This is a genomic window from Paenibacillus sp. OK003 (genome assembly GCF_900109515.1).
Taxonomy (GTDB): Bacteria; Bacillota; Bacilli; order Paenibacillales; family Paenibacillaceae; genus Paenibacillus; species Paenibacillus marchantiae.
This window is the reverse complement of record NZ_FOBD01000027.1, coordinates 1-19,386: the sequence shown is the minus strand read 5'-3', so window position 1 is coordinate 19,386 and position 19,386 is coordinate 1. Positions and strand designations below refer to the sequence as shown.

The 19,386-nt window shown below is 47.7% G+C and carries 18 protein-coding genes and 1 rRNA gene; 1 reads left to right on the top strand and 18 read right to left on the bottom strand.

Features of this window, described 5'->3' with window-relative positions:
* Positions 1-20: 20 nt before the first annotated feature.
* The 9 genes from BMW94_RS27975 to BMW94_RS27930 all read right to left on the bottom strand — a co-directional run bounded on the left by BMW94_RS27975 (position 21) and on the right by BMW94_RS27930 (position 8,435).
* A complete protein-coding gene (locus BMW94_RS27975) occupies positions 21-542 on the bottom strand; it encodes an NYN domain-containing protein (protein ID WP_076292158.1) in 522 nt (173 codons plus the stop codon).
* Between the two features lie 5 nt (positions 543-547).
* The gene (gene rlmB / locus BMW94_RS27970) at positions 548-1,294 is read right to left on the bottom strand and encodes a 23S rRNA (guanosine(2251)-2'-O)-methyltransferase RlmB (RefSeq protein ID WP_062329492.1); all 747 of its coding nucleotides are present in this window, start codon (positions 1,292-1,294) and stop codon (positions 548-550) included.
* An 86-nt stretch (positions 1,295-1,380) separates the two neighbouring features.
* Positions 1,381-1,905: a Mini-ribonuclease 3 gene (locus tag BMW94_RS27965; protein ID WP_254790400.1), complete on the bottom strand. Its 525-nt coding sequence runs from the start codon at positions 1,903-1,905 to the stop codon at positions 1,381-1,383.
* Positions 1,902-3,302 (bottom strand): cysteine--tRNA ligase, encoded by a 1,401-nt coding sequence (cysS, locus tag BMW94_RS27960; RefSeq protein ID WP_091001942.1) that lies wholly within the window; start codon positions 3,300-3,302, stop codon positions 1,902-1,904. Before cysS ends, BMW94_RS27965 begins: the two co-directional genes overlap by 4 nt.
* A 29-nt stretch (positions 3,303-3,331) precedes the next feature.
* A complete protein-coding gene (cysE, locus tag BMW94_RS27955) occupies positions 3,332-3,997 on the bottom strand; it encodes a serine O-acetyltransferase (RefSeq protein WP_063567438.1) in 666 nt (221 codons plus the stop codon).
* 596 nt (positions 3,998-4,593) lie between these two features.
* Positions 4,594-6,057, bottom strand: coding sequence for a glutamate--tRNA ligase (gene gltX, locus BMW94_RS27945; protein WP_091001940.1), 1,464 nt, complete (start codon positions 6,055-6,057; stop codon positions 4,594-4,596).
* A gap of 33 nt (positions 6,058-6,090) precedes the next feature.
* Positions 6,091-6,567: a 2-C-methyl-D-erythritol 2,4-cyclodiphosphate synthase gene (ispF, locus tag BMW94_RS27940; RefSeq protein WP_053779226.1), complete on the bottom strand. Its 477-nt coding sequence runs from the start codon at positions 6,565-6,567 to the stop codon at positions 6,091-6,093.
* Positions 6,564-7,256, bottom strand: coding sequence for a 2-C-methyl-D-erythritol 4-phosphate cytidylyltransferase (ispD, locus tag BMW94_RS27935; protein WP_091001939.1), 693 nt, complete (start codon positions 7,254-7,256; stop codon positions 6,564-6,566). The genes ispF and ispD overlap by 4 nt, the downstream gene beginning before the upstream one ends.
* A gap of 93 nt (positions 7,257-7,349) precedes the next feature.
* A complete protein-coding gene (locus BMW94_RS27930) occupies positions 7,350-8,435 on the bottom strand; it encodes a PIN/TRAM domain-containing protein (protein WP_091001938.1) in 1,086 nt (361 codons plus the stop codon).
* Positions 8,436-8,610: 175 nt separating this feature from the next.
* On the opposite strand from BMW94_RS27930, the gene BMW94_RS27925 reads away from it, so the two are divergent.
* Entirely contained in the window at positions 8,611-9,006 is a 396-nt protein-coding gene (locus tag BMW94_RS27925) for a nucleoside triphosphate pyrophosphohydrolase family protein (RefSeq protein ID WP_024633611.1), read from the top strand.
* Positions 9,007-9,129: 123 nt separating this feature from the next.
* Here BMW94_RS27925 and pssA read toward each other — a convergent pair whose 3' ends face one another.
* The 9 genes from pssA to rrf form a co-directional block, all read right to left on the bottom strand.
* The gene (gene pssA / locus BMW94_RS27920) at positions 9,130-9,861 is read right to left on the bottom strand and encodes a CDP-diacylglycerol--serine O-phosphatidyltransferase (protein WP_091001937.1); all 732 of its coding nucleotides are present in this window, start codon (positions 9,859-9,861) and stop codon (positions 9,130-9,132) included.
* A gap of 43 nt (positions 9,862-9,904) precedes the next feature.
* Complete coding sequence (gene disA, locus BMW94_RS27915; protein ID WP_091001936.1) at positions 9,905-10,981, bottom strand: DNA integrity scanning diadenylate cyclase DisA; 1,077 nt, start codon at positions 10,979-10,981, stop codon at positions 9,905-9,907.
* A 13-nt stretch (positions 10,982-10,994) separates the two neighbouring features.
* Complete coding sequence (gene radA / locus BMW94_RS27910; protein WP_090905261.1) at positions 10,995-12,362, bottom strand: DNA repair protein RadA; 1,368 nt, start codon at positions 12,360-12,362, stop codon at positions 10,995-10,997.
* 294 nt (positions 12,363-12,656) lie between these two features.
* Positions 12,657-15,119 carry an ATP-dependent protease ATP-binding subunit ClpC gene (gene clpC / locus BMW94_RS27905; RefSeq protein WP_091001935.1) on the bottom strand — a complete coding sequence of 821 codons (2,463 nt, stop codon included), beginning with the start codon at positions 15,117-15,119 and terminating at the stop codon, positions 12,657-12,659.
* Between the two features lie 178 nt (positions 15,120-15,297).
* Positions 15,298-16,368, bottom strand: coding sequence for a protein-arginine kinase McsB (locus tag BMW94_RS27900; RefSeq protein WP_053779232.1), 1,071 nt, complete (start codon positions 16,366-16,368; stop codon positions 15,298-15,300).
* 28 nt (positions 16,369-16,396) lie between these two features.
* The gene (locus tag BMW94_RS27895; protein ID WP_091001934.1) at positions 16,397-16,921 is read right to left on the bottom strand and encodes a protein-arginine kinase activator protein McsA; all 525 of its coding nucleotides are present in this window, start codon (positions 16,919-16,921) and stop codon (positions 16,397-16,399) included.
* Positions 16,922-16,951: 30 nt separating this feature from the next.
* Complete coding sequence (locus BMW94_RS27890) at positions 16,952-17,413, bottom strand: CtsR family transcriptional regulator (protein ID WP_091001933.1); 462 nt, start codon at positions 17,411-17,413, stop codon at positions 16,952-16,954.
* A 472-nt stretch (positions 17,414-17,885) separates the two neighbouring features.
* Positions 17,886-19,061 (bottom strand): GNAT family N-acetyltransferase, encoded by a 1,176-nt coding sequence (locus BMW94_RS27885; RefSeq protein ID WP_091001932.1) that lies wholly within the window; start codon positions 19,059-19,061, stop codon positions 17,886-17,888.
* Between the two features lie 232 nt (positions 19,062-19,293).
* Positions 19,294-19,386: ribosomal RNA gene (gene rrf / locus BMW94_RS27880) — 5S ribosomal RNA — on the bottom strand; the annotation flags it as partial.

Below are 19,386 nucleotides of genomic sequence, written 5' to 3'. Positions count from 1 at the left end.
ATTTTTGTAAAACCGTGCTGTTATTCCCGGCGCCATCGCTCAAACTGCTTCAAAACATCCGGACTTAACTTGCCGCCAAGTGTATTTCGCGTTGCTTTAGCCTGATCTTCTTCCAAACGTTTCTGTAACTCTTTTTCGTTCTGCTCTACTTCGATCAGCAATTCCCTTGCGGATACACGTAGAGCACCTTGTCCAAAAATGACATGCTGCTCTACCATATCGCTTGTAGCCACATAGATTTGGCGTCTTCGCGTGCTTAGTTCCCGAACGAGTCTCTCAATGCATTCGTCTGCCGTCTCTTTTTCCTTTGTAAAAAAGATCTGCACTTTGCTCTGTGTAAAGGATTTACCGAGTCCAGGCACGAGGTAGGCGTCAAAAACAACAATGACTCTTCGGCCGGAGAATGCCTGATAGTCGGCTAGTCGGGAGAGAAGCCTGTTGCGCGCCTCCTCCAACCCGCTCTCCGCCAATCTGGATAGCTCCGGCCAGTCACCAATCATGTTGTACCCGTCTACAAGAAGTACATCACGGGAATCAGCCATATCTTCTAGTCCTGCGCTTGGCGCGAGCGAAGCACTTCATACATGACAACACCCGCTGCCACGGAAGCATTCAGGGAATTAATCTGACCTTGCATCGGCAATTTGATCAACACATCGCATTTCTCGCGAATGAGTCGTCCCATTCCCTTGTTTTCGTTTCCGATCACGAGGGCTACCGGGCCTGTAAAGACGCCGTTACCAAACACACTCTCCTGAGCAGCAACATCTGTGCCTACGACCCATACGCCCTCTTCCTTGAGACGGTCAATGGTTTGACCCAGATTGCTTACACGAGCCACGGGCACATACTCCACCGCACCTGCTGATGTTTTGGATACAGTCACCGTAACTGCAGCTGAGCGCCGTTTAGGTACAATGACACCATGTGCACCTGTGCAGTCGGCCGTCCGCAAAATCGATCCAAGATTATGTGGATCTTCGATCTCATCCAGCAAAATCAAAAATGGATGTTCATTTTTTGCAGCGGCTGCAGCAAGAATGTCTTCAACCTCCACATAAGCGTAAGGAGCCGCTTGCGCCACCACACCCTGGTGTTGAATGCCAGGCACGGTTTGATCCAGTTTACGCTTGTCTACGTGCTGAATGACAATACCTAATTTTTTCGCTTCAGCGATAATAGGCTGCGTCAAATGTTTTTGCGCTGTATCTGCAATCCATATTTTATTAATGGTCCGGCCTGAACGCAGCGCCTCCGTTACCGAGTGCTTACCGGCGATCCATTCTTCTTCCATCTTTGTTCGATCCTCTCTATAACGCCCTGTGGTTTACTGCACCCTAATCGGCGCACCCTACAGAAGCGGCTTTGTTGTAATTTATATTATTTTGTCGGTGATTGCGAATGTTGTTCCGCATGCTCAATGCCCCGGCGAATCAGTTCAATCATGCGATCATGCCGACCACTGCTATACAGGTAACCGATCAGACACTCCAGAGCCGTGGCATGTCTATACTCCAAAACGTCTGCGTTTTTGGGAATACTGCCAGACTTGGCATTACGACCTTGTCTGACAATGTCACGTTCTTCTTCGGTCAGCTCAGCCTCAATACCAGTGAGAATGCGGCTCTGAGCCTTCGCCGATACCAAACTGGTTGCACTACGGTGCAAATGGTTGGGACGCATGTTGGCCTTGGACAGCAGATACTGTCGTACGGCTACCTCATATACCGCATCACCAATGTAGGCGAGAGCGATGGGAGGAATCAACCGTGTAGGCCGGGAGGGGGGATAAGGAAACCATCCTCCCTGTTCAACGCTCAGAGACCGTTCATTTGTCTGCTGTTCCTCCCGTTGCTCGGCATGCTCGACGGATTCAGACAACTTTTTCAGTTGTTCCTCGCTCATTTGCGCCGCCATCTCATTCCTTGAGCCGTATCCTCAAGCAAGATGCCCTGCGCAGACAGTTCATCCCGGATTTCATCAGCCCGCGCCCAGTTTTTGGTTTTGCGTGCTTCGTTACGTTCTTCAATTAGACGTTCAATTTCTTCGTCCAAAAGCTCCGGTTCAGCCTCGGTATAGATACGAAGCACCGCATTAAGCTCACTGAACAATTCCAGCAGAGCGCGAATGTCCGCAGCGTTTACCACATCTTGCTGCAGCAGTTGGTTAGCTTCCCCAGCCCACTCAAACATTGCCGTAATCGCATCAGGCGTATTGAAGTCGTCCTGCATTTTCTCATGATACTGCTGACGAATCTGCTCCAGTCTCGCTGCAAACTCAGATGACACAGCCTGATCCACGCTCACAGCCTGCAAGCGATGATTAAGGTTACCTACGGCATTGGCGATCCGGTCAACACTATTCTGTGCCTGTTCCATCGTATCTTCCGTAAAGTTTAACGGATTGCGATAGTGAGTAGACAACATGAAATAACGAATGGCTTCGCGTTTATATTGATTGCGAAGGTCTTTAACAAGCACGCCGTTACCGAGTGATTTCGACATTTTCTCATTATCAATCCGGATAAATCCGTTATGCATCCAGTAGTTTGCCAGCGGTTTTCCAGTCAACACCTCGGATTGAGCGCATTCGCACTCATGATGCGGGAACTGCAAATCCTGTCCACCACCGTGAATATCCAACGTGTCGCCCAGGTACTCCCGTGCCATCGCTGAGCACTCAATATGCCAGCCCGGACGACCATCGCCCCATGGACTGGACCAGAAAATCTCACCCGGCTTCGCAGCTTTCCAAAGAACAAAGTCTTCCGGATGCTCTTTGCGCTCATCTACACCAATACGAATTCCGAACTGTAATTCCTGAAGGTTTTGCTTCGAAAGTTTGCCGTACTCCGCAAACTTGCCAGTACGATAATATACGTCACCGCCATTTTCATAGGCGAAGTCCTTTTCAACCAGCTCACGGATAAAATCAATAATGAGCGGCATGTTTTCCGTCACTCTTGGGTTACTGCTTGCCTTTGGAATACCCAGCCCCTCAAGGTCCTCGTAATAAGCTGCAATAAATTTCTCAGCAACATGAGGAACATCCGTACCAAGCTGCTCGGCTTTGCGAATGAGCTTGTCATCGACATCCGTGAAGTTTACGACATAGTTCACCTCATGTCCGGTCTGTTCCAAATATCCGCGAACCGTGTCGAAAAAAATAACTGGACGTGCATTCCCGATATGAATGTAATCATATACCGTCGGGCCGCACACATACATTTTTACTTTCCCCGGTTCTTGGGGAACAAAATTCTCTTTGGTACGACTCATCGTATTGTAAATTTGAAGCGTCATAGTCACTTTCCTTTCGTCCGTTTCCATCATTATTCTATTGTACCACGGGAAAACTCACTTTCACGCGTACTCTGCAGAGTACGCACTTCTTCACGTAATCGTTCGATTTCTTGCTGCATAGTGCGCAGGGAATCGATGACCGGATCGGGAAGCTGCTGATTCAGACGGTCCACCCGGCGGCCATCCTGCTTCACGATTCTGCCCGGTATGCCTACAACGGTGCTGTTTGAAGGAACTTCCTTCAGCACAACCGAGTTTGCACCAATATTACATTGATCCCCCACACTGAATGAGCCTAGCACCTTCGCTCCGGATGAGATAACCACATTATTGCCAATTGTCGGATGTCTCTTCCCTTTTTCTTTACCCGTTCCGCCAAGTGTGACCCCCTGATAGATGACAACATCGTCGCCAATTTCACACGTTTCCCCAATCACGACGCCCATGCCATGGTCAATAAACAACCGATTGCCGATCGTAGCCCCAGGGTGGATTTCGATACCTGTCATAAAACGGCTGACCTGTGAAATGAACCGGGCGAAAGAAAACCATCTACGCTTGTATAAAAAGTGTGCCACCCGGTGCGCCCATATCGCATGCAGCCCCGAGTAGGTAAATACAACTTCAAACCATCCCCGGGCCGCCGGATCGTTTTCAAACACCGCCTGGATATCTGATCTGATCTTCTTGAACATGCTCGTTCCCCTCTTGTTCAGGTCTTCGTCCTCCGGCTTACCGGACGGCGCGGCCCTCATGGTAGTGTACTTTCGACTCGACCTAAATAGAAAACGCCCCTGCAGCTATGTAAGCTGCAGAGGCGTTTATCGCGGTCCCACTCTGCTCGGTTCATGCCTTAACATACAAGAACATTAGGCTGCCTGTTATAGCCGCCTCATATCCTTGCACAAGTATGAACCCTCAACAGTTCCGTAACGGGAACCAACCGTCACAACCTATCCTGACGTTTTCCTCTCTCCTACAAAACAAGAGGCGGGGCCGGATTCGGCTATGCAGCTCACGGGTGCATTTCGACTGGCGGACAGCGGATGGCTCACAGCCACCTCAGCAAAGAATCTTGTTCTTTACTGCGGGACCATCCTCTCTGAATCTGTCCGGTTCAGCCTACTTCTCCCGGTCTTTGCTGTTTTTATGATGAATGATAAAATCATACCATTTAACCTTGGTGTTGCTATTATAGCGAAAAGGTTATGGACTGACAACAATCTTCCTTCATATCGGTATAAACGAAGTTCCATTCTTAAGTCCAAAGTAGACTAAACAAGGGCGTTACTTACGCGCCTTTTACCTGAGCATGCAGTCGATCAATGACCGTATTGCGGCCAAGCAGTACGATTGTTTGGTTCAAATCGCGGCCATGAGTCTGTCCTGTCAGAGCTACACGGATCGGCATAAACAGCTGTTTACCCTTAAATCCGGTCTCTTTCTGAACTTCTTTGATCAGCGCAGCCATCTTGCTTGGTGTAAATTCGTCGCTAGCCTGCACTTTATCAGCAAATGCCTTCAGAACGGTTGGCACCTGCTCCTCAGCCAGTACAGCAGCCCCTTCACTTTCCAGCTCCAGGTGGGAACGGAAGAACACTTCCGACAATTCCACGATATCGGAGGCAGAATTCATTTGCTCCTGGTAGAGATGAACAAGCGTATATGCCCATTCTTTCTGTTCAGGTGAGAGCTCAGCAGCGATACGTCCCGCTTTTTGCAGATGTGGAATCGCCATTTCGGCAATGCGATCCGGGTCCGCATGTTTGATGTAGTGGTTGTTCAAGTGAGCGAGCTTGTGGGTATCAAATACCGCCGGACTCTTGGACAGACGCTTCGTATCAAAAATGGAGATTAACTGCTCCTGCGAGAAGATCTCTTCTTCTCCTTCAGGAGACCAGCCAAGCAGGGAGATGAAGTTAAACATCGCTTCAGGCAGATAGCCGAGTTGATCATATTGTTCAATAAACTGAATAACGGATTCGTCACGTTTACTCAGTTTTTTGTGGTTTTCATTCACGATCAACGTCATATGACCGAATTGCGGTGGCTCCCAGCCAAGCGCTTCATAAATCATCAGTTGACGCGGTGTGTTAGAGATGTGATCTTCGCCACGCAGGACGTGGGAGATTTTCATCAGGTGATCATCGACAGCAACTGCATAGTTGTACGTAGGAATGCCGTCTTTTTTCACAATAACGAAGTCGCCGGATTCCTTGCTGTTGAATGAGATTGTTCCTTTGACCATGTCATCAAACGTATAGATGCGTTCTTCCGGTACACGGAAACGAATACTCGCCACACGGCCTTCCGCTTCAAATGCGCTCTGTTGCTCCGGTGTCAGATCACGGTGTTTACCCGAATAACGCGGAGTTTCTCCACGTGCTGTCTGTTCCTCACGTTCTTGCTCCAGCTCTTCTTCCGTGCAATAGCAGCGGTAAGCCAGACCTTTATCCAGCAGCTCCTGCGTATATTTACGATAGATGTCCAAACGTTCCGTCTGACGGTATGGTCCGTACTCGCCGCCGACATCAATACTTTCGTCCCACTCGATTCCAAGCCATTTCAGGTATTTCAGCTGGCTTTCCTCACCACCGGCAATGTTGCGTTTCACGTCCGTATCCTCAATACGAATAATGAATTTGCCGTTATTATGTTTGGCATACAAATAGTTAAACAGCGCCGTACGGGCGTTCCCGATATGCAGGTGTCCCGTTGGACTCGGCGCGTAGCGCACGCGAACTTCGGTGCTCATAATATCCCCTCCGTCTCTAATTGGTTGATAATATCACACGCGAACAAGGCAAACAACCGATTGGGCAGCTATCCCCTCTCCCCGTCCGGGGAATCCGAGTTGCTCTGTTGTTGTCGCTTTGACATTCACCTGAGTTACATCCGCTTCAAGTGCCTTGGCAATAACTTCGGCCATCTGCGGAACATAAGGTGCCATCTTCGGTTTCTGTGCAATAATGGTTGAATCAATGTTCCCCAGACGGTATCCACGATCCTTCACCAACTGCCAGACATGCTCCAGCAGTTTCAGGCTATCAGCATCTTTGAACTCCGGATCCGTATCCGGGAAGTGTTTGCCAATATCCCCAAGTGCAAGCGCACCAAGAATGGCATCACTGATGGCATGCAGCAGCACGTCTGCGTCCGAGTGACCCAGCAGTCCTTTTTCATAAGGGATCGTTACCCCGCCAATAATGCATGGGCGTCCCTCTACCAGTTGATGTACATCGAATCCCTGTCCTACACGTATCATCGCTTCTTCTCTCCCTTGAGCAAAAACGCGGCGTATTCCAAATCTTCCGGCGTCGTTAATTTGATGTTCTTATAACTGCCTTCCACAACCTTGACCGACATTCCCTGGCGTTCAGCCAGCATTGCGTCATCCGTTCCTAGAAATCCGTCCCGGTCCGCCGATTCGTACGCAATCAGCAGGGAAGAAAGACGAAAAGCCTGCGGGGTTTGAATGCTCCACAGACTGCTGCGGTTCGGCGTCGCTGTTACGATTCCATCCGCATTTACTTGTTTGATCGTATCCTTCACTGGAACGGCAAGTACAGCTGCTCCACCCGACATGGCCGCCTTCATACACCCCATAATCTGCTCACGGTTTATAAAAGGACGTACCCCGTCGTGAACGAGGACCCAATCTGTCCCTAGTGCCTTAAGGCCTTCGTGGACCGAATGCTGTCTCTCTTTCCCTCCGGGGATGACACGGACACGTGATTCCAGTCGGTATTCTTTTACCCAATCGTGGCAGCGTTCAACATCGGCAGCTCCCGTGACCAGCACCATTTCGCTGACCTCGTCCATAGCCGCAAACACTTCAAGCGTATGTATGAAAACGGGCTTGTCCTGCAGCAGCAGAAACTGCTTACTCTCGGCTGTTCCCATCCGGGTACCCCGACCTGCCGCCACAATGACAACACCCCACCCTTTATCCATGCCGCAATCCCTGCCTTGTCTGTCAGTTTATCGTTCGGAGATATAATACAGTTATATTATAAGCTCTAACGATACACTACCCATCATACCGCTTTATTGGGCTTTTTCCAACAGTTTCGGCTTGGCAAAAATCATTCGTCCCGCTGATGTCTGCAGCACACTGGTCACCAGCACTTCCATCATCATGCCGATATACTCGCGTCCGCCTTCCACCACGATCATCGTGCCATCATCCAGATAGGCAACACCTTGACCGTGTTCCTTACCATCCTTAATAATCTGCACCATAATCTCCTCACCTGGCAATACCACTGGCTTAACGGCATTGGCGAGATCATTGATGTTTAGTACGGATACGCCTTGCAGTTCACAGACCTTGTTCAGGTTGAAGTCGTTAGTGACCACTTTGCCCTGAAGGACCTTGGCGAGCTTGACCAGCTTGCTGTCCACTTCCGAAATCTCCTCAAAATCCCCTTCGTAGATGAGCACTTTGACGTCCAATTCCTTCTGAATTTTATTCAGAATATCAAGCCCGCGCCGTCCTCTGTTCCGCTTGAGCAAGTCTGATGAATCAGCAATATGTTGCAATTCCTCCAGAACGAATTCCGGGATAACAATTGTGCCCTCGATAAATCCGGTTTTGCATATATCTGCGATGCGACCATCGATAATGACACTGGTATCCAAAATTTTGTGCTCTTCCATCCGTCTGTCCTCGTCCATCTCGGGATGACCCCAGCGCCCTGACATCCAGAAGGCCCCCAGATCGTCTTTCTTCGCCATGGCAAGCATGTAGCCTGTATAGCTACTTACGACCGTCAGCGCCACCTGCAGCACCTCTCCCGCCGTTCCCAGCCATGCCACACAAGGATATAACAGCAAGGCCACCAGCAGTCCTGCAACTGTACCCGCCGCACCTGCAGCCAATTCATTCATCGGTACTTTGGCCAAAGAATCAATACCATTATGCAGTCTGGTTGCCATTAATGTTCCACCGATGTTACACACGGACATAAACAACACAGCACCTAGTAGGGTTGATACCCCAGCCCCCAGTAATCCTGCTGACTGAATCCATTCAGCCATCCAAGGGACGGATTTTCCTGCCAGATGATATGCCGTGTAGCCGAACCATGCACCGCACAATCCTGTAAAAGTTAAAATGCCTTTTTTCCACATAAGTCCCTGCACCTCCTTCAATATATCTTCATCTTTATATCCAGTATGATCCAATTCCCAGATTGCTAATCCCGCTTTTGAAGAACTTTTTGGAAATGTTGCAATCGTCAGTTGAAAGAAGGTAAATTATTGGCATATAATGAATTCAATTCATATCCCGAGGTGAGTAGCAAAAATGAGTACGCTAAGTTTACAGGCTTTTCAGGATCAAGTTTCGGAGCTGTTGCTGCGTCATCGCAGTCTGATTGATGTACTGTCCAAAACGGGACAAGCTGGCGCCTCTGTCAACCGTGCCGTGTCCAAGGCCATTACCGAATGCGGCTGCATTGAGCTGCACGCCACCAAGCAGAAATATGCCCCTGAGAGTGATATTGCTCAATCAAAAGGCCTGCTGGAAACGCATGTGGAAGGTGAATTGTGCGAGAATTGTAAAGAGGTAATCAGCTCTGAACTGGGGCGAAACCTGTTTTATATGTCGGCTCTCTGCAATCTGCTGGACATCAACATGGAAGAGGTCGTAAATCACGAGTCACAGAAATGTTCGACGTTAGGGATGTTCAATTTGTCGTAAACGATACGTAGTTCGTTGCAAATGGTTAAGTTACCGTATAGATTTGAAAAACAAAAATAAGCACGTATTCTCCTGTTGAGGAGTGTACGTGCTTTCTTTGTATTTTACACAATACTGGATTGCCTAACGATCAGAAGGACGGGAAGACTTCTCTTCTTTACGCTTTTTGGCTCGGTTACGTGAGGCTGCCGTCCGCATATTATGCTTCATCCCATATAGAGCGTATAACACAAGTGGAATAAAGATCAATTTGGACAATTGTTCTGGAAACATGACCGCCACCACTACCGCGAAGACGATGACCCAAGGTGCAATCCAGATCGCTTTACGCGGCAGACCAACCTTTTTGAAATTGGGATATTTCAGCGAACTTACCATCAGATACGATAACAGCAACGTCGCAATCATCATACTCACGGGACCGATATCCTTATTAAACAGGGACAGTGTAGCCAGTACCCCTCCGGCTGCTGGAATCGGCAAACCTGTAAAGTACCCGGGGATACCGGGGCGAACGTTAAACCGGGCAAGCCGGATAGCCCCGCAAATTGGAAAGCTTGCGGTTGAGATCCAGGCGAGCACCGGAGTCGCGTCCTGAAACGAGACCATGAATATAATCAGGGCAGGAGCTGCACCAAATGAAACCATGTCAGACAAAGAATCCAGCTCTTTGCCAAACTCACTCTGGGCATTGAGTGCACGTGCTACACGGCCATCCAGGCCATCCAGCAACATCGCAATAATGACCAGAATGGCAGCCAAACTATATTTCCCATCAATTGCAAGCAGGATTGCCATCATTCCAAGAAACAGATTACCCAAGGTAAAGAGATTCGGAATGAATCTGGTTAACATCGTTGTTTCACCTCATTATTTTCAAGCCGTTATAGGCAAACCCTTACATTTGTCTGTCAATAAACATCTGCTCCTGCAAACGCTTGAGACCTTCCTTAATGGTTCGGGCGCGTACCTCTCCAATCCCGTCCACTTCGTCCAGCTCTTCAATTGTAGCCATGATGACATGAGGCAATTGTTCGAACTGATCCACCAGGTTATGGATGATGACATTCGGCAAGCGGGGGATCTTATTTAATACCCGATATCCGCGAGGTGCAACCGAATCTTCGGACGTAGCCGCTGACGAAGGGTATCCCAGCAGACGTACGATATGATGTGCATCCAGCAATTCATCGTCTGACAACCTTTTCAGGCCAACGATAATGTCACGGATTTTGTCATCACTGTCATCACGGGCATAGTCCTTATACAGCAGCCAAGCTTCTTCTTCCGTTGTACCGACGAGTTCCTCCATCTGCATAGAGATCAGACGTCCCTCATTGCCGAGTTCATGAATGTAACGTTTGATTTCCGTTTTGATGCGCATAACCATTTCCGTACGCTGAATGACGTTGACCACCTCAGGAATCGTCACCAGTTCCTCGAACTCGGAGGCGCTTAGATTCGTAAGGGACTGTGTCAAGACAGCTTTGTATTTTTCCAAGGTTTGAATCGCTTGATTCGCCTTGGTCAAAATAACCCCGATTTCCTTGAGGGAATACCGTAGTGTTCCTTGATATAAGGTGATAATATTCCGGCGCTGCGATATAGATACGACTAATTTCCCTGTTTGTTTCGCCACACGCTCAGCCGTCCGGTGACGGATCCCCGTCTCAGATGAAGAAATGGATGAGTCAGGAATAAGCTGAGTATTGGCATATAGGATACGCTTTAAATCCTCGCTAAGGATAATGGCACCGTCCATCTTCGCGAGTTCATACAGATAGTTCGGGGAGAAATCACAGTTAATCGAGAATCCTCCATCCACTACTTCCATTACTTCAGGGCTGTATCCTACAACCAGCAGTGCACCCGTCTTGGCGCGCAGCACGTTCTCCAGACCTTCGCGGAAAGGTGTACCTGGTGCGATCAGCCTTAACAATTCGTTCATATTATCCAGTTGGCTCGAATCTTTCATCTTATTATGCCCCCTAATCTAAAGCAACCGCTAGTGCATCTGCCACGGTATTCACACCGATCAGTTGTATCCCGCGAGGATGTTTCCAGCCCTTTAAGCTTTTTTCTGGTAAAATGACACGCTTGAAGCCCAGTTTTTGAGCTTCTTTCACACGTTGTTCAGCCCGTGAAACGGCCCGAACCTCACCCGTCAAGCCGATTTCCCCAAAGATGACGTCATCCGGCTTGGTCGGTACGTCCCTCAAACTAGATGCGATGCTGATCGCAACTGCCAAGTCTACTGCTGGCTCATCTAATCTCACACCACCAGCTACGTTCAGATAAGCATCCTGTGTTTGCAAGAACATGCCCATCCGTTTCTCCAGTACCGCAATAATCAGGTTTAATCGATGGAGATCTACCCCTGTTGCCATACGCCGCGGAGAAGGGAAATGTGTGGTTGAAATCAATGCCTGCAATTCCACAAGCAGAGGACGTGTGCCCTCCATGCTGGCAACTACCGTAGAACCAGCCACACCCAGTGGACGCTCTGACAAAAAGAGCTCAGAAGGGTTGCCCACCTCACGAAGTCCATCTTCGCCCATTTCAAAAATGCCGATCTCATTGGTAGAACCAAAACGGTTCTTGACCGCACGTAAAAGGCGATACGTATGATGCCGCTCTCCTTCAAAATAAAGAACACAGTCCACCATATGTTCTAACATACGTGGACCTGCAATGGCGCCTTCTTTCGTAACATGCCCCACAAGTACGGTTGCAATGCCTCGCCCTTTGGCGATTCGCATGAACCGTGAGGTACATTCCCTTACCTGAGCTACACTGCCGGGTGCACTGGTGACTTCTGGCAGATATACGGTCTGAATAGAGTCGATGACTAGAAAATGCGGCTGGATCTGCTCTACCGCTTCCTCTACCCGCTCCATATTGGTCTCACATAGTACATATAACTCAGGAGACAGCGCACCCAGACGGTCAGCCCGCAATTTCGTTTGCTTAACTGATTCCTCACCTGAGACATATAACACACGCAAACCTGAGTGAGTCAAAGCATGAGATGTTTGCAACATCAATGTTGATTTTCCGATTCCGGGGTCTCCGCCCACCAGAACGAGAGATCCTGGAACAATTCCGCCGCCCAAAACCCGGTTCAGCTCTTCAATTCCAGTCTGTACACGCGGTTCCTGACCGCTATCTATATCTATGATGGGAAGTGGCTTATCTTTACTCTCAAAGAGAGGGGAATTTCTCCCTTGTGTTTTGACCACCGTTTCGGTTTCTTCCACCATTGAATTCCAAGACTGACAACCCGGACATTTGCCGTACCATTTGGGGGCTTCATAGCCGCATTCCGTACACTGAAACTTGGTTTTAACTTTGGCCACTTCAGCACTCCTAGGATTTATTTTATAACAGCATTTTGCATTTTTCGACGAATTTTGCCCTAAACTCCCTGACATGCAGGGTTAATAAAAGTTTACCATTGTTTGAGATTTTTCGTAAAGGATTATCGCAAACTTTACACATGTTCGTAGCACTTCAAAGTTTATTTTCTGATAAACAACAGCTCTGGGTCTCTGACTGGCACATAAACACAAAAAAATCCTTCCCGACTAAAGCCAGGAAGGATTTTGTTTTATACATCAGACTCAGTAGTTATGTCACTAGTTGAGTGTTACTTATTTCGTTTCGATTTCCTCAGTGGAAGGAACAACAACGTCTTTTTTAGTTACAGACAATGCTCCATTCTCTTCATCGATGAGCAACGAATCACCTTTAGTCACATTACCCGTGAGCAACTCTTCAGACAATTTGTCTTCAATATGCTTCTGGATCGCCCGACGAAGCGGACGAGCACCATAGGCTGGATCGAAGCCTGCTTTGGCAAGGAAAGCCTTGGCATTGTCTGTGAGCTCGAAGTCGACCTCGTATTCATTCAGACGTTTACGAAGCTCTTCACTCATCAGTGTAACAATCTCAGCAATGTGTTTTTCTTCAAGAGAATGGAACACGATAATTTCATCAATCCGGTTAAGGAACTCAGGACGGAAGCTTTTCTTCAGCTCATCCATCACTTTACCCTTCATGTTATCGTAATCCGCACCTGCATCCACTACTGCTGTAAAGCCCAGTGTAGAGTTACGTTTGATCGCTTCTGCACCCACATTGGATGTCAAAATAATCAACGTATTCCGGAAGTCCACGACGCGACCTTTGGAGTCGGTCAGACGACCATCCTCAAGCACTTGCAGCAAGATGTTGAATACTTCAGGATGTGCTTTCTCGATTTCATCCAGCAGGACGACAGAGTAAGGTTTGCGACGAACTTTCTCTGTCAACTGTCCACCTTCTTCATATCCCACATATCCCGGAGGCGCTCCGACGAGTCTTGAAGTGGAATGCTTCTCGCCATACTCGGACATATCAATCCGGATGACTGCATTTTCATCCCCGAACATGGCTTCTGCAAGAGCACGAGCCAGCTCGGTTTTACCTACCCCTGTAGGACCCAGGAAGATAAATGAACCCATCGGCCGTTTCGGATCTTTCAATCCGGCACGAGCACGACGAACTGCACGACTGACGGACTTCACAGCCTCATCTTGGCCGATGACACGTTCATGAAGAATAGACTCCAGGTTCATCAAGCGTTGTGTTTCTTCTTCTTTCAACTTGTTCACCGGAATTCCAGTCCAGTTGGCTACCACTTGCGCGATATCCTCAGGCGTCACTTCAGAATCCGTGCGACCTTGTTTTTCTTTCCATTGATTCTTTGTTACATCCAGCTCTTCACGAATTTTTTGTTCCGTGTCACGCAGTGCTGCTGCTTTTTCGAACTCTTGGCTTTGAACCGCTGCGTCTTTTTCCTTGCGGATATCATCGAGACGGCTTTCCAATTGTTTGAGGTTTGGTGGGATGGTGTAAGAATTCAATCTTACTTTGGAACCCGCCTCATCAATCAGGTCAATTGCTTTGTCCGGCAGGAAACGGTCTGTAATGTATCGGTCAGACAGTTTAACCGCCTGTACAATCGCTTCATCCGTAATTTTCACCCGGTGATGCGCTTCGTAACGGTCACGCAAGCCATGTAAAATCTGAATCGCTTCTTCTGGAGAAGGCTGATCCACCGTAATAGGTTGGAAACGACGCTCCAGAGCAGCATCCTTCTCGATATATTTGCGGTATTCATCCAGTGTTGTTGCACCGATGCACTGCAATTCTCCACGGGCCAGAGCCGGTTTCAAAATGTTCGAAGCATCAATTGCGCCTTCCGCTCCGCCTGCACCAATCAGGGTGTGCAATTCATCAATGAACAAAACAATGTTACCGGCTTGACGAATTTCATCCATAATTTTTTTCAGACGATCTTCGAATTCACCACGATATTTTGTACCCGCAACAACGGAACCCATATCCAATGTCATGACACGTTTGTCACGCAAAGTCTCCGGAATTTCGTTGGCGATGATTTTTTGTGCGAGTCCTTCAGCGATGGCCGTTTTACCTACACCTGGCTCACCGATCAGTACCGGGTTATTCTTAGTACGACGGCTCAGCACCTGAATCACACGTTCGATTTCTTTACTACGTCCAATCACGGGGTCCAGGTTGTTCTCTCTGGCATAGGCCGTAAGGTCACGTGCCAAACTGTCCAGTGTTGGTGTGCTGACATTGGCAGGCGTACCGTTATGACTGGACACGGCTTCACTGCTACCAAGCAGTTGCAGCACTTGTTGACGTGCCTTGTTCAAGCTAATACCCAGGTTGTTCAGCACACGTGCCGCAACCCCTTCGCCTTCTCGAATCAATCCGAGCAGGATATGCTCTGTACCTACATAGGTATGGCCCAATTTGCGAGCTTCATCCATAGAAAGTTCAATCACTTTTTTCGCACGAGGCGTATATGCAATGTTCGTAGGTTGCTCTTGGCCACGGCCAATCAGCGTTTCTACTTCATCTTGAATTTTTTCCAATCCGAGTCCCAGGCCGATCAGCGCTTTGGCTGCGATGCCTTCGCCTTCACGAATGAGGCCGAGCAAAATGTGCTCTGTACCGATGTTATTATGACCTAGACGGACAGCTTCTTCCTGCGCCAATGCGAGCACCTTTTGGGCCCGTTCCGTAAATCTTCCAAACATCATATCTCCTGCACCTCCATGGTTTTGGATAAAACGGGGGCTATTGATCCCACCGTGTTCTTATATCATTTTTTTCTGCAGCCGTGCTGCGAATAAAATCATTCAGCATTTATAGAAAATGCTCTATTATATAAAAGCCGCAGATGCGGCGTGAAACCTTTATAACCAACTCTTGAACAACCTAAGATTGATTGGCTGCACTGATCGTATCACGAATCAACTGAGCCCGATATATGTCACGCTCATCTGTCCGCATGTCTTCCCCAAATGTTTTCTGCAAAAAGCCCGGCTGCGTCATCACATTCAACTCGTTCATCACGGTTATGGACAAGCCGTCCAACAAGCCGAGATCTACACCAAGTCGAACATCAGACAGACGCTGTGCAGCTTCCTTCGAATCGACGATGGCTGCATGGGACAGAATGCCGTAAGAACGCATAACCCTGTCGGTAATCCGCAATCTGGAGTCGGTAATTAACCGTTCTCTGGCGGTACGCTCATGCCCAATCATCTGTAACACAACACTGTGCAGGTTATCAATGACTTCTTGTTCCGTCTGCCCCAGTGTGATCTGGTTCGAGATCTGGAACAGGTTACCCATCGCCTCACTGCCTTCACCGTAAATTCCCCGTACAGTCAGTCCGACTTGGGAGACTGCGGTTAGAATGCGGCCAATCTGCTGTGTCATCACCAGAGCGGGCAGATGCATCATGACAGATGCTCTTACACCTGTACCTACATTCGTAGGACAGCTGGTTAAATATCCTCTGCGGTCATCAAAAGCATAATCCACATGCGCTTCAAAAGCATCATCTATGGCGGAAGCTTTCTCCCAGGCTTCTTTCACCTGGAACCCCGGATAGAGGCACTGGATACGAAGATGATCCTCTTCATTAATCATAATACTGACAGATTCATCCTCACTGAGAATAACAGCACCATTTCTGGATTCGTTCGCAAGACTAGGACTGATCAGATGTTTCTCTACCAGCACCCGTTTGTCAAGGTCATCGATATCAATCAGATCCAGGGTATGAAAATCTCCAAAGGCATGAACGTCATCGTATTGAAGTACTTCGCTCAGCTTATTCAGCACTTCTTCCGATTGCTCATTGGAAGCCAGCATCGGAAACGGATAATGCTGCAGGTTGCGTGCGATCCGGACCCGGCTGCTAATGACGATTTCGGAATCAGCCGCATCACTGCGCATCCAGTCGCTGAGCGCCTTCTCTGTAAAACGAAGATTAGGCATTACGCATCCCTCCTACTCATCACAAACTTTACTCCTGAGCTATTTCTTTTTCAAGTTTCCTGATCTGATCACGAATTTGAGCGGCTTCTTCAAACTCCTCTTGCGTAATGCTCTCCTGAAGATCCCGTTTCAGATCAGCAATCTGTCTTTTGACCTTGATGCGGCCACCAGCTCGTGCAGGCACTTTACCCACGTGGGAAGTGCTGCCATGAACCCGTTTGAATAGCGGGTCCAAACGACTGTCAAAATATTTATAACAAGAACTACAGCCAAAGCGGCCGATTTTGCTAAACTGTGAATAGGTCATGCCGCATTCTTCACAACGAAGGGATTGCGCAGGTGTTGCTCCCGCACTGCCATTCTTGCCTGAGGGTTCAAAATCAAGTAACCCGGACAATAAGTTGTGAATGGAAAATCCGTTGGATGTTCCGGGAATCATTTCCCCTTTTTCACGAGCACATGACTCACAAATATGGAATTCCGTCTTCTCTCCGTTCACGATCTTCGTGAAATGGAGTGTTGCCGGACGTTTGTTGCATTCTTGGCACAGCACAATGATGTACCCCCTTGATCCCGATAGTTTTCATTTACCGAGCAAAGATATTAACATCGCCTTTAACATTCTGGCACGAATTTGATCCCGGTAAGGAAGTTTGACCAATATAATCTCTCTCGATACAGCTGCCCGCATCAACCCGGCTTCCCTTTTGCTCAAGAAACGTGCTTCTTCCAGCTGGTAGATCAGACCTTCGGCAGCTGTCTGCCCTATCTCATCTCCAATACTATGGTGCAAATGGTTATGCAGAGCCGAGTGAGCCGGCAAATCAATCCGCTGTATGCGAACATAACCGCCGCCGCCACGTTTACTCTCTACAAGGTAACCTTTTTCGAGTGTAAATCGGGTGCTGATGACATAATTAATCTGGGAAGGCACACATGAAAATTGATCAGCCAGATCATTACGTTGAATTTCGACCAATCCTTCGGGACTTTCATGCAAAATACTCTTCAGATATTGTTCGATAATATCAGAGATATTACGCATCCACTCATCCTCCACTGTCTGAAACGTTAAGTCAATAAGGACCCACACGCCCCTACAGAGTACACCTTCTCAACCCATTTAACCAATCAAGGAAACAGCGAAACTGATCTTCAACGGTCTTTAACAGGAGAGCGAAGGACGCTCGAAGGTCCTTTAATATTGCTTTTATCCGCTGATGTGTACTACCTTTAATATGACTCCCACCACCGGATTGCAGAAAGAAAGCTACGTAAGTATTTAACCTTTAGTTGACTTTGACTTTCTTTGACTTTATATACATTATAGCATATTTTGTGGTTTTGCCAAGAGGGAGCACTATTCATTTTTTACGATTTCACACGAAATATTCGGCTGACACAAAAAAACCTCTCCAAAAGAGCTGGAGAAGTCCATTTGTCTCACAATAGCAACGCAATGCTATACAAGTTAAGTCTATGAAATTGATCCTGGAATTCTAGTTACTCTATGAGGATCAGAAAAAATCAAGTAAATACGTTTCCCTAACAGGAATCGCTTGCTCCAGAGCCTTAATCGCTCCATTCGGTCCTTCAATTCTACCTATTCGAGCCATCTCTGTGGGCCTACGATACCCCATCAGTATTGCGGTGAGCGCCTGAATATCTACTTTAACAGTCTGATTTTTAGCTGCCGATTCAGAAGTTTTCCAAATCGAAGCTGTACCGTTCATCGCCACATTCAACTGCCATACCCCTTCATTCCATGGTGCGTGGGCATCCTCTACCTGGAGATTAATCTGTACTGGTGAGTCTGGGCTCGCAAAAGGATACTGTGAAATAAATTGTTCTACACTCACAATACGTGCCATGAAGTAAGGTACAATTTCCTGCTGAATCCGCGGATTATCCAATTGAAATGCAAGCATATCACTAGCTGGTGCCTGTAAAGTAACTTCTTCAATCATGGAATCATGGTTGGCAATAAAGGTCCACAAACCTTGTCTTGCTTCTTCATTCAGATAAATGATCTCTTTAATGGTAAACTTTCTTTCCTTAACCTCATATAAAACATAGCCCTGTGCTTTACCAGCTTCATCATAATATACAGCCTTCTGGCTGGCTCCATTAGAAAGAACTGAATTCTCCCATCTCGCATCATCTCGGATCAAGGTTCCGTTATAGCGTTCAGCGTACGCACTGTATACTTCCTTTAATATACTGAGTCCCGGATCGCCACGACGAATTGTTCCAGGGGTTGCCTTTTTCGCAGGCAGATGAGCTGTAGGCACTTTATATCGTTTAAACTCAACATACGTCTCCCATCCATATCTCCGATAAAATGCAAAAGAAAACGGATGCAAAAACGATATACTTTGTTTGTTACGGTTCATTTCCTCCAGCGCATGCTTCAATAGCCCAGCTACCCAGCCTTTGCGTCTATATTCTGGCCATGTAGCTACACCAGCAATACCGCCCATCTCGAACGATCTTCCGTGAATATAGGTTTGAAAAGGAATAATGTGAAGTTTGGCACCCAATTGTCCTTCCTCAAATACACCCCATATATCCTGTGAATCAAATTGACTCCGTCGCTTCTCCATTTGTTCTTCACTCATTACCACTTGAAAAGCATACTCGGAAAGTGCCATAGCTGGCTCAAAATCATCTACGGTTAATTTCTGAATTTCCATGTCGTCCTGCACCCCGTTCTCTAAGTTATGATATCTTTCAAATCATGGCCTGATACGTGATGTATGTATCCATTTATGAGTGTGTCAGAGGAACGGAACAAAGTCAAACAAGAGATGCCCATGCATCTCTCAGGGTATAACTTTTTCGTGTATTAAAATGGTTGCACCTATAAATTATAGTAAAAAAACGCAAATAAAAACCACCACCGAATAACATCGGCAGTGGTTCTTTGCTTGGCGGCGTCCTACTCTCCCAGGACCCTGCGGTCCAAGTACCATCGGCGCTAGAGGGCTTAACGGTCGTGTTCGGGATGGGTACGTGTGG